The organism is Marinobacter sp. (assembly GCF_040904845.1).
GTDB lineage: Bacteria > Pseudomonadota > Gammaproteobacteria > Pseudomonadales > Oleiphilaceae > Marinobacter.
In genome coordinates this window covers 1-16,765 of the sequence record NZ_JBBDSR010000114.1, presented here as the reverse complement: position 1 = coordinate 16,765, position 16,765 = coordinate 1, and the positions used below count along the sequence as shown (strand labels likewise).

17 protein-coding genes are annotated in these 16,765 nt (G+C 58.5%); 6 read left to right on the top strand and 11 right to left on the bottom strand.

Translation table 11 applies throughout. The features are described 5' to 3' along the window. Positions 1-6 precede the first annotated feature (6 nt). Both WD429_RS15365 and WD429_RS15360 read left to right on the top strand, forming a co-directional pair. Positions 7-1,362, top strand: coding sequence for a PhoH family protein (locus tag WD429_RS15365; protein WP_368423256.1), 1,356 nt, complete (start codon positions 7-9; stop codon positions 1,360-1,362). Between the two features lie 213 nt (positions 1,363-1,575). Then, a complete protein-coding gene (locus WD429_RS15360) occupies positions 1,576-3,537 on the top strand; it encodes a CocE/NonD family hydrolase (RefSeq protein WP_368423063.1) in 1,962 nt (653 codons plus the stop codon). A 59-nt stretch (positions 3,538-3,596) separates the two neighbouring features. Here WD429_RS15360 and WD429_RS15355 read toward each other — a convergent pair whose 3' ends face one another. The 4 genes from WD429_RS15355 to WD429_RS15340 all read right to left on the bottom strand — a co-directional run bounded on the left by WD429_RS15355 (position 3,597) and on the right by WD429_RS15340 (position 7,094). Beyond that, complete coding sequence (locus WD429_RS15355) at positions 3,597-4,160, bottom strand: winged helix DNA-binding protein (RefSeq protein WP_368423062.1); 564 nt, start codon at positions 4,158-4,160, stop codon at positions 3,597-3,599. 69 nt (positions 4,161-4,229) lie between these two features. After that, positions 4,230-5,534, bottom strand: coding sequence for a TRAP transporter large permease (locus WD429_RS15350; RefSeq protein WP_368423061.1), 1,305 nt, complete (start codon positions 5,532-5,534; stop codon positions 4,230-4,232). A 3-nt stretch (positions 5,535-5,537) separates the two neighbouring features. Beyond that, positions 5,538-6,077, bottom strand: coding sequence for a TRAP transporter small permease (locus WD429_RS15345; protein WP_368423060.1), 540 nt, complete (start codon positions 6,075-6,077; stop codon positions 5,538-5,540). Between the two features lie 42 nt (positions 6,078-6,119). Continuing rightward, positions 6,120-7,094, bottom strand: a complete 975-nt coding sequence (locus WD429_RS15340; RefSeq protein WP_368423059.1) for a TRAP transporter substrate-binding protein — start codon at positions 7,092-7,094, stop codon at positions 6,120-6,122. A gap of 283 nt (positions 7,095-7,377) precedes the next feature. Here WD429_RS15340 and WD429_RS15335 point away from each other — a divergent pair, with 283 nt between their 5' ends. The 3 genes from WD429_RS15335 to WD429_RS15325 are packed head-to-tail and all read left to right on the top strand — an operon-like array spanning position 7,378 to position 9,793. Then, on the top strand, positions 7,378-8,115 hold the full coding sequence (locus WD429_RS15335; protein WP_368423058.1) for a 5-oxoprolinase subunit PxpA: 738 nt from the start codon (positions 7,378-7,380) through the stop codon (positions 8,113-8,115). Next, entirely contained in the window at positions 8,115-8,858 is a 744-nt protein-coding gene (gene pxpB / locus WD429_RS15330) for a 5-oxoprolinase subunit PxpB (protein ID WP_368423057.1), read from the top strand. The genes WD429_RS15335 and pxpB overlap by 1 nt, the downstream gene beginning before the upstream one ends. Then, the gene (locus WD429_RS15325) at positions 8,855-9,793 is read left to right on the top strand and encodes a biotin-dependent carboxyltransferase family protein (RefSeq protein WP_368423056.1); all 939 of its coding nucleotides are present in this window, start codon (positions 8,855-8,857) and stop codon (positions 9,791-9,793) included. The genes pxpB and WD429_RS15325 overlap by 4 nt, the downstream gene beginning before the upstream one ends. Positions 9,794-9,947: 154 nt before the next feature. Here the strand turns inward: WD429_RS15325 and WD429_RS15320 are convergent, their stop codons facing one another. Genes WD429_RS15320 through WD429_RS15305 form a run of 4 tightly spaced genes read right to left on the bottom strand, consistent with a single transcriptional unit; the run spans position 9,948 to position 12,770 of the window. Next, on the bottom strand, positions 9,948-10,286 hold the full coding sequence (locus WD429_RS15320) for a YjbQ family protein (RefSeq protein WP_368423055.1): 339 nt from the start codon (positions 10,284-10,286) through the stop codon (positions 9,948-9,950). Between the two features lie 15 nt (positions 10,287-10,301). Then, the gene (locus WD429_RS15315) at positions 10,302-11,366 is read right to left on the bottom strand and encodes a succinylglutamate desuccinylase/aspartoacylase family protein (RefSeq protein WP_368423054.1); all 1,065 of its coding nucleotides are present in this window, start codon (positions 11,364-11,366) and stop codon (positions 10,302-10,304) included. Between the two features lies 1 nt (position 11,367). Then, on the bottom strand, positions 11,368-12,276 hold the full coding sequence (gene rimK / locus WD429_RS15310) for a 30S ribosomal protein S6--L-glutamate ligase (protein WP_368423053.1): 909 nt from the start codon (positions 12,274-12,276) through the stop codon (positions 11,368-11,370). After that, entirely contained in the window at positions 12,273-12,770 is a 498-nt protein-coding gene (locus WD429_RS15305; protein WP_368423052.1) for an ATP-dependent zinc protease, read from the bottom strand. Before WD429_RS15305 ends, rimK begins: the two co-directional genes overlap by 4 nt. 186 nt (positions 12,771-12,956) lie before the next feature. Here WD429_RS15305 and phrB point away from each other — a divergent pair, with 186 nt between their 5' ends. Continuing rightward, on the top strand, positions 12,957-14,360 hold the full coding sequence (gene phrB, locus WD429_RS15300; RefSeq protein WP_368423051.1) for a deoxyribodipyrimidine photo-lyase: 1,404 nt from the start codon (positions 12,957-12,959) through the stop codon (positions 14,358-14,360). Positions 14,361-14,507: 147 nt separating this feature from the next. Here phrB and WD429_RS15295 read toward each other — a convergent pair whose 3' ends face one another. The 3 genes from WD429_RS15295 to WD429_RS15285 all read right to left on the bottom strand — a co-directional run. Continuing rightward, positions 14,508-15,257, bottom strand: a complete 750-nt coding sequence (locus tag WD429_RS15295; RefSeq protein WP_368423050.1) for a molybdopterin-synthase adenylyltransferase MoeB — start codon at positions 15,255-15,257, stop codon at positions 14,508-14,510. A 37-nt stretch (positions 15,258-15,294) separates the two neighbouring features. Beyond that, complete coding sequence (gene prmC / locus WD429_RS15290) at positions 15,295-16,137, bottom strand: peptide chain release factor N(5)-glutamine methyltransferase (RefSeq protein ID WP_368423049.1); 843 nt, start codon at positions 16,135-16,137, stop codon at positions 15,295-15,297. Beyond that, a partial coding sequence (locus tag WD429_RS15285; RefSeq protein ID WP_368423048.1) for a peptide chain release factor 1 occupies positions 16,130-16,765 on the bottom strand: 636 nt, incomplete at its 5' end. The genes prmC and WD429_RS15285, both read right to left, overlap by 8 nt.

Here is a 16,765-nt window from a genome sequence, read left to right as displayed (position 1 = left end):
CGAAAAATGTATGTTCTCGACACCAATGTGCTGATTCACGATCCCAACGCCCTCCTCAATTTTGAAGAACACGACGTCATCATCCCGATGACGGTCCTCGAAGAACTCGACAGCCTGAAATCCGGCAAGCAGGCGGTTGCCGCTGACTGTCGCCAGGCCATCCGCACCATCGACAAACTGCTGGGCGATGCCAGCCCGAAGGAGATCGAGAAAGGCGTGCCTATCGTTCGCGCCAAGAAAGCGGCCCCGCTTGGAACCCTGACCATCCTGATGAGCACCGAGCACCACGGCAACCACGCGCTACCTGAGCACCTCAATGACAACAAGATCATCAACACGCTGGCAGCGCTGCAGAACCACCACAAATCCCGCGATATCATTCTGGTCAGTAAAGACATCAACATGCGCCTGAAAGCCCGGGGCTTTGGTGTTGAAGCTCAGGACTACCAGAACGACCAGCTACTGGATGACATCGATCTGCTGCCCAGGGGCTACAAGGAGTTTCCCAACTCCTTCTGGGACAACATCGCCAAAGTCGAAACCGTTCAGCGCGAGGGCATAACCGAACACATCCTGAAACGCGAAGGCGAACTCGCCCGACTCAACATCAACGAGTTTGTGGTGGATGAACAGGGGTTTGTCGGCAAGGTGGTCGACCTGTCAGACGACAAGCTGGTCATGCAGGACCTCCACCAGCACGACCTGATGAACGAGGAAGTCTGGGGCCTGGTGCCCAGGGACATCCACCAGGCCCTGGCCCTCAACCTGCTGCTGGACCCGGATATCCACCTGGTCAATCTCACCGGTTCCGCCGGCTCGGGCAAGACCATCCTGGCGCTGGCTGCGTGCATTGAAATGACCGTCGCCAGCAAGCTCTACAAGCGCATCATCGCAACCCGCAGCACCCAAGGGCTGGATGAAGACATTGGTTTCCTGCCCGGTACCGAGGCGGAAAAAATGGAACCCTGGCTCGGTGCCATCGTGGACAACCTCGAAGCGCTCCACGAAGACGATGAAAACATGTCCGCCAGCGTCGATTACATCCTCAGCAAGGTGCCACTGCACTTCAAGTCGATGAACTACATTCGCGGGCGCAGCTTCCAGCACAGCCTGATCATCATTGACGAATCCCAGAACCTGACGCCACACCAGATCAAGACCATCATCACCCGGGCTGGCAATGGCTCCAAAGTCATCTGCCTGGGCAACCTGGCGCAGATCGACACCCCTTACCTGAGTGCCCTGAGTTCAGGCCTGACCTACATGACCGAACGCTTCAAGGGCTTCCGCCATGGTGGGCACATCCATCTGCAAGGTGTGCCGCGTTCGGTGCTGGCGGAATACGCCGAAGCCAATCTCTGAGCTTTCAGGGCGGCCGGGGCCTCTCCTCCCGGCCCCTTCCTTTCAATTTCCATGCCTCTCCAGCGCCGTGATTTGCCCTCACCCATCGAGTATTTGACCACCCCGCCATGACCCCAGGGCATCTTGGCCATCGTTCAACGCTCGCCACCATCGTAAGGTGACTTATGTCACATTATGTAAACGATGATAACAAAAACGAACAAAGGTGAGACCATGAACACGTTGACCAAAACCCTGGTGATCGGAGCCAGCGCACTCCTGCTTTCTGCCTGTGGTGGCGGTGATGGTGGCAACTCAGATTCCGAAACCAACAGTAGCGTACAGGGCGATACCGATAGCCGCAGCTCCACACCGGGAACACGTCCTGAGGACGTGACCACACGCACCATCGACCGCCCGCTCACCGCCAGCAACAGTTCACTCGATCACGCTTCCTGTGAGCACGATAGCAACCTCAGTGGCGGCCGACATTACCGTGTCGAAATGCCCTCAAGGGTAGACGGCGCTGCCATCGTTTTCGAAGTCTTCGAACCGGCTCAATTCGATTGCCGCACCGAGCACCCGCTGATCCTTCAAGGCCATGGTTTCAGCGGCTCCCGCTCGACCGAAGCCGGCGACGATCCACTCGCCCCGATTGCTCCCCTGATCAATGCCGGCTTTACCGTGATAAGTATTGACCAACGTGGCCATGGCGAGAGTGGCGGCACCGTCCGGGTCATGGACCCCGATTTTGAAGGCGAAGATCTGGTCCAGATTGTCGACTGGGCGGAAACCCACCTCGATTACCTGAAATACCGCGATGACAACCTGCTGCTGGGTGGTGTCGGGGGCAGTTACGGTGGTGGCTTCCAGTATCTGCTTTACAACGTGGACCCGGATCAGCGGATGGACGCCATGGTGCCGCAGATCACCTGGCATGATCTCACCTACAGCCTGAATCAGGGCAGTGTCACCAAGAACTACTGGGCGGCCTTCCTGTCGCTCACAGGCGACACCGGCACCGGCGGCTCCATGGATCCGTTCATCAGAAGCACTCTGATAGACGGCATTCTGGGCAACCGCTTCCCTGAGGCGGCCCTGGACTTTTTACACTATCACAGCCCCAGCTACTTCTCTGATAACGAGCGTGGGCTGGAGTTGTTCGACAGCGGTAACAGCCAGGAATACCTGCTGGATCCGATCACCGGACGGCTACCGATCACCAGTGATGGGCGCTATGTCATCAAGACGCCCCAAAGCACTCCCTATCCGGTCGACGTATTGATGTTCCAGGGTATGCGCGACAGCCTGTTTCCGTTTAACGAGGCTTACGAAAACTATCTGTCCATGAAAGAATCCGGAGGCGATGTGCGCCTCCTGACTTACCCGTTCAGCCATCATTACCTGGCACCGAACGTGGGGCTGATTCAGGAAACCCTCGCCAGCTTCGATTTTTATGTGGATGCATTGCCCGAACTCCCCTCTCAGGGCCTTAATGCTTTATCCAGCTGTGGCGATATCGAGGTCAACCGAGCCACCGTGGCCTGGTTCAACGAAAAGCTGCTCGCCAAGGGTAATGCGGATAATGTCATCACCACGGGCCAGCAGATTTGCTATACCCTGTCGCCCGGGGATGCGATATCCGCACCGGAAGTGACCGTGGGCGGCCAAAACTTCCCGATTGCCAATGACACACTCGGTGCCTCATTGCCGGTTTCCGCGCTGATTGGTCCTGCTGGCGTGCTCCCCACCCTCGTTCCCTTGACCACCATGGCGGAAGGCGGTGTGATTGCGGGCATACCCACCATCGATATCAGTGTGAGCCTGGGGTTAGACACTCTGGATGAGGCTTGTCTCGAAAGTTCTGACCTGATTTTGAGCCTTGGTACCTGCGATGCCATCCTGTTTGTCGGTGTTGGTGTGATCAAAAACGGCTTCAGTGTGCCGGAGCTGATCGATGAGCAGGTACAGCCCATCCGTGGACTGGGTGAACATCGTGTTCAAATGACTGGCATCGCTGAGCGACTGAACGAGGGTGACCAGTTGGTGCTGATGATCTATGGCCAGCACCCAACCTTTGCCGGTGCCTTCTCACGGGATCTTGTGGTCTCAACGGTTCAGGTTTCCGGCGAAGTCGCACTGCCGATTCTGACCTCCGACGGCCAGGCACAACTGGCATCGATTGGGCAAAACTAGGATATCTCCCTTCGCCAGGGGCTGGCGGAGGGATTCCCGAACCTCCGTCAGCGCAGCCATTACAACGACGCAGCCGATCGGGCTGCCTGATCATACAGTCCCGAAATACCCCGCAAAAAACTGGCAACGGAGCCAAGGTCGGTGTTCGAAAATCCGAGCGTGCGCAGCGAGTCTACCAGGCAGTTCTCACGGATTTCGGCATAAGCCTTACACACCGCCTCGCCCTGCTCTGTGATCGAATAGAACGTTTCCTTACCTCTGCGCTCCGACGCCACTACCTCGTGCTTCAACAGTTTTTTGAGTGCATAGGTGACCGTGTGGGTATCCTCCACGTTCAGCACCAGGCAGATATCCCCGGCTTTCTTTGAACGGCCCCGGTGATTGACGCTGTGCAACACCAGAATATCCAATGGGCTCAGGTCGGGCAGCCCAGTGGCATTCATGCACCGCACCATCCAGCGATTGAAGGCATTGCCCGCAACTATCAGACCGAATTCGAGCTCGGAGAGCTCCGCTGCCCGGCCAGACAGATGAGCCGAAGACACAATCGGCCCCACCGTTTTTCTTGCCTGAGGCAATTCACCACCCTGCGCGACCTGGTTCTCGTCTGCGATTTTGCTCATAGCCTCACCACAACTCTACTGTTGGAAAACGGGTAACCCGCCGGGCTTTTCCGGCGGGCCGTGAGTCTATCAATTACCCATCTGATTGGGGAGGTAGGTGACAATGTCCGGAAACAGAGTGATCAGCACCACGCCGGCGAGCAGCAACAGGAAATACGGCAGCGCCGCCAGTGCCACCCGGATAATGTTATCTCCGGTCAGCCCCTGAATAACGAACAGGTTGAACCCCACCGGCGGCGTTATCTGGCTCATTTCAACCACGATCACCAGATAAATACCAAACCAGAGCGGATCGATGCCCGCCGCCTGGACCATCGGCAGAACCACCGACGTAGTCAGTACCACCACCGAAATACCATCCAGGAAACAACCAAGAAGAACAAAAAACACCGTCAGCGCCAACAGCAGAACGTAAGGCGACAGCGACAGCGTATTGATCCAGGTCGCCAGATCCCGTGGAATACCGGTAAAGCCCATGGAGACCGTCAGGAAGTGCGCGCCGGCAAGGATAAAGGCGATCATGGTCGAAGTTTTCACCGTGCCCATCAGAGCCTGACCAAAGGTCTCCCTGCTCAGTGAGCCACTACGCCAGGACAACAGGTGCGCCAGTGCCACGCCAATGGCCGCGGATTCCGTGGGCGAGGCCAGCCCGGCATAAATGGAGCCGATCACACCCACGATCAGTAACACCACCGGAATCAGCGGTTTACTGCGACGGATTTTTTCGGCCAATGGCAACGCCTCTTCTTCATCAGCCGGCACGCCAGAGGGGTTCAATTTCGACCAGATGCCCACATAGACTGCAAACATCAGCATCAGCAGTAAGCCGGGCAAAATGCCCGCCACGAACAGTCGGGCGATGGACTGCTCCGTGGCGACCCCGTAAACGATCAAAATAATGGAGGGGGGAATCAACAATCCCAGTGTGGCAGACCCCGCCAAGGTGCCAAGAATCTGCTTACGGTCGTAACCGCGCTGGGTCAGCTCAGGGACCGACATTTTCCCGATGGTGGCCGCAGTCGCAGCCGACGATCCGGAAATCGCGGCAAAAATACCGCAGCCTATAATATTGGTATGCAGCAGCCTGCCCGGAATGCGGCCAACCCACGGAGCAATACCACTGAACATCTGTTCAGACAGACGGGAGCGGAACAACACCTCCCCCATCCAGATAAACATCGGCAGGGCCGCCAGCTCCCAGGAAGCACTGGCACTGAAAAACGATGTCGACAGGCTGTCCCCCACCGGAATACTGCTTAAAAAATGCAAAGCCGCAAGGCCGGTGGCCGTCAGAGCAAAGGCAACCCAGAGCCCCGCGCCGAGAAGAATCAGAAGACCGGTCAGGAGCAGCAGGCTCATCCAGATCATATCCATGGTTTACTCCTGGGGGGCTTCGTCTTTGATTTGGTTGAGGCGACCGGTCAGCAGCCCGATCATCACATCAAGTAAGGCAATCGCAAGCAGCACCAACCCCGCTACCATGACCGCTTGCGGAATCCACAGCGGCACCGGAACCATACCAATCGAAACATCGCCAAAATCGTAGCTGTCATAGGCCAGCAAAACGCTAAACCAGATGGCAAAGCCAGTGATGGCCAGTGCCACAAGCGCCACCAGAACGTCCAGCCCCCGACGAACCGCTGCGGGCAAAGTTCTGTGTAACAGATCAACCCGGATGTGGCCGCCCACCGTCAAGGTGTAGGACAAACCGGTAAAAGTAGCCCCCAGCAACAGGAAACCTGCCAGCTCCGCCAGCCCGGGCACCTGAAGGCCCAGCGAATCCATCCCCAGCGTCAGCAGGGCCTTGTCAAGAATTCGACCCAACACCTGGAGCACCACCATGACCATGATGACTGTCAGCTGTAACGCCGCAAGATAGCCGCCAAGGCGGTACAAAGAGTCCAGAAACCTACGCATGGGAATGCTCCCGTGTTGTTATTCGTGTGGCACCATCAACAATCAGCGTGCGCGGTAGGCTTCAACAAGCGCTTTACCGTCGCTGCCGGCACGCTCCAGCCAGTCTTTTTCCATGGTCGCGCCCACCTCTTGCAGCCGCTGTACCAGCGCCTCGCTGGGCTCAGACACCACAATGCCGTTCTCTTCCATGATGGCGATCTTGGCTTCGGTTTCAGCTTTGCTGGCCTCCCAGCCACGTTTTTCAGCCTCGACAGCCGCCGTTTCAATGGCATTCTGAACCGACTCGGGAAGACGCTCGAACGCTCGGGCATTCACCACCACCATGTTCTTGGGCAACCACAACTGCGCATGATTGAAATGCGTCAGGTAATCCCAGGCCCTTGTGTTCGCACCGGTGGACGGAGAGGTGATCATGGCATCGACACGGCCGGTTCCGAACGCCGTGGGAATATCCGGCACCTCTACCTGAGTTGGCACGGCACCAAACAGTTCTGCGAGCTGCTCACTGGACTTGTTGTAGGCGCGCATTTTCACACCCCGCAGTTCCTTGCCGGTTTCTACCGGAAAGCTGGTGTAAATGCCCTGTGGCGGCCAGGGCACAGCAAACAACAGCTTCAGCCGCTGGCGCTCAAGGCGTTGTGCCAGCAGGTCGCGGGAGGCTAGCCAGAGCTCCCAGGCTTCATCGTAGTTACTGGCCAGATAGGGTACCGAGTCCACCTCAAAAAGCGGATCTTCATTTGCCAAACGCGACATGATCAGTTCCCCGATGGGCACCAGCCCACGGCGAACCGAGTTTTTGATTTCGGGGTGTTTAATCAGTGAACCACCGCTGTGAACGACGATGTTCAACTCACCGTCAGTGGCGTCACCAACGTCCTCTGCAAACTCTCTGATATTAACGGTGTGGAAATTGGAGTCACCATACGGCGTCGGCATATCCCACTTGGTTTCTGCCTGCACATTGGCCACCACCACAGACAAAGCAACCGCTGCCAGGTGTTTCATTGATACCTTCATAGCTTCCTCCCGTGCCGCGAGATCGTAACCCCGGGCGAATCACTGATGATTGTTCTTGTAAGCTCAAAAACCACGATCAAACGACTAACGACTGACAAGCACACAATGAAAATGTGTGCTTTATTTAACCAAATTAGCGCCGGAAATAATTCGTGTCAAACATTTTGCATAAAATCTATCCGTATTTTTACATTGATTTATCCTCATTTTATCTATAATTTGTTTGTATTGAGTGTTTTTCAGGCAGCGACCACCTGTCTCACAAGAACAAACGGAGGCGGTTATGTTATTGAATTGCGATCTGGGAGAAAGTTTTGGAGCCTGGACCATGGGCATGGACGAACAGGTCATGCCCTACATAGACCAGGCCAACATCGCCTGCGGCTTTCACGCCGGGGACCCGATGACCATGCATAAAACGGTGCGCCTTGCGCTGGCGCACGGCGTCACACTCGGTGCCCACCCGGCCTATCCTGACCTACAAGGTTTCGGCCGACGCTCTATCGCATTCAGCACCGAAGAAATCAGCGCGCTCATCCGGTATCAGGTGGGCGCCCTATGCGAGATTGCCGCCTCGGAGGGCGGCTCTCTCAGATACGTGAAGCCTCACGGGGCACTGTACAACGACATGATGCGCAACGAGGCGATTCTCGATGCCGTTCTGGTCGCAGTCCAGAGCTCGCCTCAGCCGCTGGCGCTGATGGCCATGACCACCGCCGATAACCAACCCTTAAAAACCGCCTGCCACAAGCACGGCGTGGCGCTGATGCTGGAAGCCTTTGCCGACCGGGCCTACGATCAGAACGGCTATATTGTTGCCCGCAGCCAGCCCGGTGCCGTGCACAAAGATCAGCAGATCATCGTTGAACAAGCCAAAAACCTGTCAGAAGGCAAAACCATCCGGACAGTAGACGGCACCCAGCTTCACCTTGAGGCGGACACCCTATGCGTACACGGCGATAACGCAGACTCCGTCGCGGCCGTCAAAGCCATCCGGAAAGCATTGGGAGCAAGGGGCTGATGTTCTGGCGTTACGAAATTACCGGCGTAGATACCGTTACCCTGCATTTTGGAGAACGCATCGATATTCAGCTGGTTGAGCGGATTCATCGGGCAGCGGAAGCACTCAAGGGCCCGCTGGCCGGGCGGCTGATCGACACCGTTCCTTCCTACACCACACTGCTGCTCCGCTACGACCTGGCGCACGACGACCTGTCCTCCCTGATTGCCACGGTAACCGAGACCCTCGCAGACCTGCCGGATGCGATCGCCGAAAGTGCCGACAGCGAGACCATCGAGATTCCGGTGTTCTACCACCCCAGTGTCGGCCCGGATCTGAGTGCTATCGCCACCCGCGCGGGTCTTTCTGTAGAACAGGTGATTGAGCAGCACAGCCGGGAAACCTACAACGTGTTTGCCATCGGGTTTGCACCCGGGTTCGCTTATCTGGGGCAGGTGCCCGGCGAACTGAACACGCCCCGGCAAGCCACACCACGGGCCAAAGTACCTGCGGGAACACTGGGCATTGCCGACACCCAGACCGCCATTTACCCGCTGGATTCGCCCGGAGGCTGGAACTTGATCGGCCGCACGCCCTTGACTCTGTTTGACCCCAAACGTGACCAGCCCTCGCTGCTGGAGGCCGGCCAACGGGTTCGATTCCGCTCCATAGGGCGCGAAGAATATCTCCAGCTGGGCGGGCGACTTGACGATTTGCCCTGGGAAGAGGACCGAACCGAACAACAATCCGGAGACGCCAGATGACCACACAAGCCGGCTTCGTTTTCAGCAAACCGGGCTTTCTCAGCCTGCTCCAGGATGGCGGACGCCGAGGGGTTATGCACATGGGTCTGGCCGGCGGAGGTGCCATGGATCGCCATGCCTGGGCCTGGGCAAACCGGCTTCTGGGCAACCCCTATGGTTCACCCTCCCTGGAAATAACCTTCGGCAGCATTGAGTTCACCAGCGAGCTAGACACCTGGATTGCCCTCACCGGTGCCAGCGCCCCTTGCGCCATCAATGGCGAACCGCAACCGCTCTGGTCCACGCTCCACGTTAAAACCGGCGATACCGTCTCCATCGGAGCCCCCAAAACAGGCATTCGCTCCTACCTGGCGGTGCTGGGTGGATTCCAGATAAAAGCAGGCCTGGGCGGCAGCAGTGCCAACTTTGTGCGAGAAGGCATCGGTGGCGTAACGGGGGATGGCCGCCCACTGAAAGAACGCGACCGCCTGCCCTGCATGACCGGCCAGCGCGCCATTCCGAGCCGGAAAGTGCCCGAACACTGGCAACCGGATTACAAACGGGAACTCACCCTCTCGGTCATCCCCTGCGCCCAGATCGAACGATTCCCCGCCCCGGCTCTGCACACGTTTTTCACCGATGACTACACCCTATCCCCACAAACAGACCGCATGGGTGCCCGACTGAAGGGCCCAGCTCTGGAAATACATGGCTCATCGTTGATTTCAGAAGGTACCAGCCTGGGTGCCATTCAGGTACCCGCCGACGGCCAACCCATCATCCTGCTTAACGACAGGCAAACCATCGGCGGCTATCCGAAACTGGGTGCCGTAACGCCGCGAAGCCTGGACGCCCTGGCCCAGAGGCCACCTGGAACCAGGTTGCGGTTCAAGGCGACGACATTGCATGAGGCACAGTTGGAAGAAAGACGGTTTTTGTGTTTTTTCTCAGGTTAACTTCCACAAAATATTCCAGATACTGCCAAGGAGCGACGGCTTGTCGATTCGACCCCGTGAGGGGCGCGACAAACGGGAGAAAAACATTGAGCCTAACCCCCAAAAGGATCATTCAGAGCCCTGGCAGCCCAGACACCGCTGCGGTCAAAAAGACTCACCAGCGCCCCTGCAACGTCGCCACAATTCGCCGTCCTCCGGCGCTGTCCCGGTCTTCACACAGGTAGATGCCCTGCCCGGTTCCCAGCGCCAGGTGGCCGTTCGCTACCGGGAGGGTCAGGGAGGCACCGATCAACACGTTTTTTACGTGGGCAGGCATATCCGGGTCGGCGTTCTCATTGAGCGCCAGTGACGCAGAGGTGTGCTGGATAAACAGATGCAGCAGACCCACTTCGCAGTTCTTCAGATCCGGTGCCTGGGCCAGAACCTCATTGGTCACCAGGTGGACTCCCCTTGGCAGAGGTGCCAGTTCAATAAAGGTCTGATCCCAGATCATGATGGTTCCTCGCGGTTATTTCTGCCGATCATCCCAAGGGTGCACGGGTACCACCTCATCACCTACGTCCCCCTCGTAGCTGCTGCGGAAATAATCCATGGCTTTTTCCGCCTGACCAAGTTCGTCGAACCGTGCGATGTGATAGATCGCCTCGCCTTCATTGACCAGCGGCAGGTTATTCACGCAGATGACAATGCCGGAGCAGGGCGAAAGCACGGCCGTTTCCGACTCGCCAAACGGGTCTGCCACCATGGCCAGCTTCTGGCCCTTGCGAACTTTCTGGCCCAGGCTGGCCACTGGCCGCATGATGCCATCCGTATCGGTCCGCACCCACTGGGAGTTGGCGGCGATTTCCGAGCGTTTTCGGGGTGCCTTGGGGCCTTTTTTGGCCGGTACCATTTCCAGCTCACGCATCACCCGGATAACCCCTTTTACGCCACTGCTGATCACCACATCATCAAAACGCAGGGCCTCTCCGCCCTCGAAGGTGACCACGGGGATATCCTGAGAATCCGCATAGGCACGCAAGCTGCCCTCCCGCAAGCTGGCGTTGATGATGATGGGGGCACCGAAGGCTTCCGCCATGCGGGTGGTTTCCGGGTTTTTCAGCTCCGCACGGATCTGCGGCAGGTTGAAACGGTGAATCGCGCCGGTGTGCAGGTCAATAATGTGGGTGACCTTTTCCATAATCAACGTGCGTAACAGGTAAGCAATGCGCCCGCCCAACGACCCGGTCTCACTACCGGGGAAACAGCGGTTAAGGTCACGCCGGTCCGGCAGATAACGCGTACGTTGTACAAATCCGAAAATGTTGACGATCGGCACCGCGACCAGGGTGCCCCGGAGATGTCGGAGCGAAGAGTTGGTCAGCACCCGGCGTACAATTTCCACGCCGTTGATTTCATCCCCGTGAATGGCACCGCAGACCATCAGTACCGGACCGTCCCGGCGGCCATGCACCACCTCAACGGGGATATGCAGCGGTGTGTGGGTGTAAAGCTTGGCGACCGGAACTTCCACGGTCTGCCGGGTACCGGCCTTGATTTCGGTACCCGCGATAACGAACGGAGCGCGCGCCATATCAGCCCCGGCCTCCTTTGGTGCCGGTTTTCCAGGGCTTCTGGTTTTTTTCGATCCAGTTGACGATCATGCCCGCCACGTTTTTGCCGGTGGCGTTCTCAATGCCTTCCAGCCCCGGTGACGAATTCACCTCCATCACCAGCGGCCCGCGGCTGGAGCGCAGCAAGTCGACACCGGCAACATTCAGCCCCATGGCCTTGGCGGCGGTGATCGCCGTGCGACGCTCCTCCGGCGTGATCCGCACCAGTGAGGCGGTACCGCCACGGTGCAGGTTGGAACGAAACTCGCCGTCCGCACCCTGACGTTTCATCGCCGCGATCACTTTGTCACCAATGACAAAGCAGCGGATGTCAGCACCGCCGGCTTCCTTGATAAATTCCTGCACCAGAATGTCCGCTTTCAGGCCCATAAAGGCCTCAATCACGCTTTCTGCCGCCTTGCGGGTCTCCGCCAGCACCACACCGATGCCCTGGGTGCCTTGCAACAGTTTGATCACCACCGGCGCGCCGCCCACCATTTTCAGCAGTTCCGGCACGTTATCCGGTTTGTTGGCGAAACCGGTCACCGGCATGCCCACGCCCTTGCGCGCCAGCAGCTGCAACGAACGCAGTTTATCCCGGGAGCGGGTAATGGCCACCGACTCGTTAACCGGGAAAACGCCCATCATCTCGAACTGACGCAATACCGCCGTGCCGTAAAAAGTCACCGATGCGCCGATTCGAGGTATCACCACATCGAAATCCTCCAGCACTTCCTCGTGGTAATGGATCTGGGGATTGGACGACGTAATATTCATGGAACAATGAAGGCCGTCGATGACCCGGACTTCGTGCCCACGGTTGATGCCCTCCTCAACCAGGCGGCGGGTAGAGTAGAGGTGGCGGTTGCGCGACAGAATCGCAATCTTCATTTAAGGGTCCTTAGGGCCGGCTCACCGGCAAGGTAAGAAGCTTCAGGATAAACAGCAGAGCGCCCCGCCATGGCGGTACGCCCCAGTAGCATACGGAACCGCATTGAGTCCCGATTGGTCAATGTCATTTCAACCGGCCAGACGGCGTCGCCGATCACCAGCCGGGTCTGGATCACCAGCCGCAATTCGCGGTGGCCGCCAGAGTCACACACATTTCGTTCATCCAGTATCAGGGCATCGCACTCCACAACCTGATGCAGATTATTCTGAACCGGGTGTACCCAGAAACGAACCCGGCGTTCTCCGTTATGGGTATAGGGCTCAGTGCGAAAAGTATGCAGACAGGACGTGCGGGCCCCGGTATCCACTTTAGCCTTGAGCCGTGCGATATCCAGATCCGGCAAAGCAACCCATTCCCGCCAGCCAAGATTGATTCTACCCTCCACTGCCGGGTATTCGGGCGAATTCGCGGACTTATCCGTTTTCGCTGACATCAGGCAATTCCTTTTCGGTAGAGCTTTGCGGCCGAAGCAGTTCGACCCTGAACATTCTCGCAGTAAAACAGTTTTAACTATAATCCAATCAATGTCTTCCAGCGAATATCCCTGGTAATGAATTTACCGTTGGCCGGCGTATCATTCCCCCTACGCCGGCCAGACCTGCTTTGCAAAGGACGCCCCATGACCCAGCTTGTATGGTTCCGTAACGACCTCCGCCTCGCCGACAACCCAGCCCTGACTGCGGCCTGCAAGGCCGGCGGGGCCGTGAAGGCCTGCTTTATCGTCACCCCCCACCAATGGCAGGAACACGACTGGTCCCCCGCCCGGGTACATTTCGTCATCGCCCACGCCAATGCCCTGGCCACTGAACTCGCCAAGCTCGGCATACCGCTGACCTTTATTGACGCTCACACATTCAGCGACAGCATTGATTCACTCGCCGACCATTGCCGCGACAACGGCATAACCGCGCTGCACTTCAATGAAGAGTACGGCATCAACGAGCGCCACCGGGACAAAGCCATCAGGGAACGACTGACCGCCAATGACATCAAGGTCAACAAATACCGCGATCAGACCGTGGCCCCGGTCGGCGACATCCTCACGCAGCAGCAGGAACCCTACTCGGTTTTCACCCCCTTCTCCCGCCGCTGGCACAGCTGGGTGGAAGAGACCCAACCCAGCGTCTTCCCGATTCCCGAGCCCCAAGACAAGGCCGTAAAACCCGAGCAGTACCACACCCTCCCAGAGGGCTTCACTGACGCACCCCCGGCCCTGGTTGAAACCGGAGAAAACGCGGCCCACGACCAACTCGACGCCTTCCTGGGCGAACACGGCGGCCACTACAAAGAACAACGTGACTTCCCCGCCCTCGACGGCACCAGCCAGCTCTCACCGTACCTGGCCAACGGCGTCCTCTCCGGCCGGCAATGCCTGATCGCCGCCCGCCAGGCGCAGGGAGGCGGCGGTAACCAGGAAGGCCTGAGCACCTGGGTCAACGAAATTGCCTGGCGCGACTTCTACATCCACATTCTTTACCACTACCCCCGGGTCAGCATGCACCGTGCCTTCAAACCCGAAACCGAACACCTCGACTGGAACAGCCCAGGCGACCACTTCCAGGCCTGGAAAACCGGCCACGCCGGCATCCCCATCGTCGACGCGGCTATGCGCCAACTCAACCAGACCGGCTGGATGCACAACCGCCTGCGCATGGTCACCGCCATGTTCCTGACCAAAAACCTGTTCATCGACTGGCGTCTCGGCGAAGCCTACTTCATGTCCAGACTGGTCGACGGCTTCCTGGCGTCCAACAACGGCGGCTGGCAATGGAGCGCCTCCACCGGCACCGACTCCGCCCCCTACTTCCGCGTGTTCAACCCGGTGACCCAGAGTGAGCGATTTGATCCGAAAGGCGAGTTCATCCGCGAATGGGTACCGGAGCTGCGGAAGCTGGACAACAAACGCATCCACGACCCCGGCGGCAAAGGTGGCGTAATTCCAAAGGGTTATCCACGACCGATTGTGGATCTAAAGGAAAGCAGAAAGGAGGCCATCGCCAAGTTCCAGGCATTAAAGGACTGACTTAAAAGTCGAGAGTAGCCTTCGGCCAGTCCCTGCCCAAAACCCTGCGGAGCCAGGGATGGCGGAGCGGAGCCTACAGGGATGTATCCACGGCGTGTTTTGGGCAGGGACTGGTTGACGGCTACGCCCTACTCCAAAGCTGCAGAGTCAGGGGCAAGAACACACAGGACAGCCAGGGTCCCGCGCCAGCTTCATCTCCCGCCACTCCATCCGCCAGGCATCCAGAATCAACAACCGCCCCACCAGAGAACGACCAACCCCGGAAATCACCTTCACCGCCTCCATCGCCTGACTCGCCCCGATCATACCCACCAAAGGCCCGATCACACCCGCCTCCGAACAGGACAGATCCTCATTGCCCTGCTCCGGGTACAAACAGTGATAACAAGGGCTTTCCGGATCACGGGAATCAAAGACCGACAACTGCCCCTCACCGCGAATCGCCGCGCCAGACACCAGCGGCACCCTCGCCGCCACACAGGCCCGGTTCAAAGCGAAACGGGTACTGAAATTGTCCGTGCAATCCACCACCAGGCTCGACTCGCCCACCTGCCGAACCAGCGCCTCGCTCTCCAGGCGATAAGCAAGCGCCTCCACCGACACCTGCGGATTCACACACCCTACCCGATCCGCCAAGCGCTCCGCCTTTCGCTCGCCAAGCTGATCCTGACTAAAGGCAATCTGGCGCTGAAGATTGGCCAGCTCAATGGCGTCATCGTCTACCAGCGTGAGATGCCCCACTCCGGCGGCTCCAAGGTAAAGCGCGACGGGGCATCCCAGGCCACCGGCACCGACCACCAGCACGCGGGCAGATTTCAGTTTTTCCTGCCCGGCGATATCAAACGCCGGCATCAGAATCTGCCGGCTGTACCGCATCAGCTCTTCATCGCTGAGCATAGCCTATCTCCCTTTCACGTCGCTGATCTCCGAGCATTCAAGCCGGCCACTGCCCCAGCGTTAACCGGTCGCGGTCGCCATAATCCCTGCGGGTTTCAACCGCGACCAAACCCGCCTGTCCGAACAGCCGGCGCACCGCGTCACCCTGATCATAACCGTGCTCAATCACCAGCCAGCCACCGGCGTTCAGCCACGTCGGACTGGCCGCCACGATCACCCGGATATCGTCCAGACCCTCTTCTCCGGAAATCAGTGCAGACGCCGGTTCAAACCGCACATCGCCCTCACCCAGGTGGTGATCGTCACTGGCAATATACGGTGGGTTGGAAACAATCACATCAAACCGGCCAGCCGGCAGCTGGTCAAACCACTCGCTCAGCACCAGGGTCACCGGCAGATTCAGGCGCAGCGCGTTGTCAGTGGCAAGCTCCACCGCCGATGCCTCGGCATCGCACGCCAATATTTGCCAACCACGGCGCTCATTGGCCAGTGCCAGAGCAATGGCACCGGTGCCGGTTCCGAGATCCAGCACTCGCGCCGTATCCGTTACAGCCAACCCCAGCACCGCCTCTACCAGGCACTCGGTATCCGGCCGGGGAATCAGCGTTGACGCATTTACTTTTAAAGGAAGCGACCAGAACTCCTGCTCACCCAACAGGTGGGCGACCGGGTGCCCGATAGCGCGCAACTGAACCAGCGCTTCGAAGCGCCTCGCTTCGGTGGCGGTAACCTGCCGTTCCGGCCAGGCCCGGAAACTGGTGCGGGACAAACCGGTAACCTGGCCAAGCAACAATTCGGCGTCCAGCCGCGGCGACTCCCCGGCGATGGAGATGGTTGCCTTTCGCAGCAACGAGTCACAGGTAAGCGATGGTTCACTCATCGGACAACGTCGCCAGCAATTCGGCCTGGTGCTCCTGTTGCAGGGGCACCACTACAGCGTCCAGATCACCGGAAATCACTTCATTCAACTTGTACAGCGTCAGGTTGATACGGTGGTCGGTCACCCGGCCCTGGGGGAAGTTGTAGGTGCGGATACGTTCGGAGCGATCACCACTGCCCACCAGGCTCTTGCGGGTTTCCGCCCGGGATTTCTGTTGGCGCTCAATTTCGTCATTCTGCAGCCGCGAGGCCAGCAGGCTCATGGCCTTGGCGCGGTTCTTATGCTGCGAACGCTCTTCCTGGCACTCCACCACAATGCCCGTCGGCAAATGGGTGATGCGGATAGCCGAATCGGTCTTGTTGACGTGCTGACCACCCGCCCCGGAGGAGCGGAACGTATCGACCCGCAGGTCCGCCTTGTTGATCTCGACGGCCTCGGCTTCGTCCGCTTCCGGCATAACGGCGACGGTACACGCCGATGTGTGGATGCGGCCCTGGGACTCGGTTTCCGGCACCCGCTGTACCCGATGTGCGCCGGACTCGAACTTCAGCGCACCGTACACACCGGTGCCAGCCACGAGGGCAATCATTTCCTTAAAGCCGCCGTGTTCGCCCTCGCTTTCATTGAT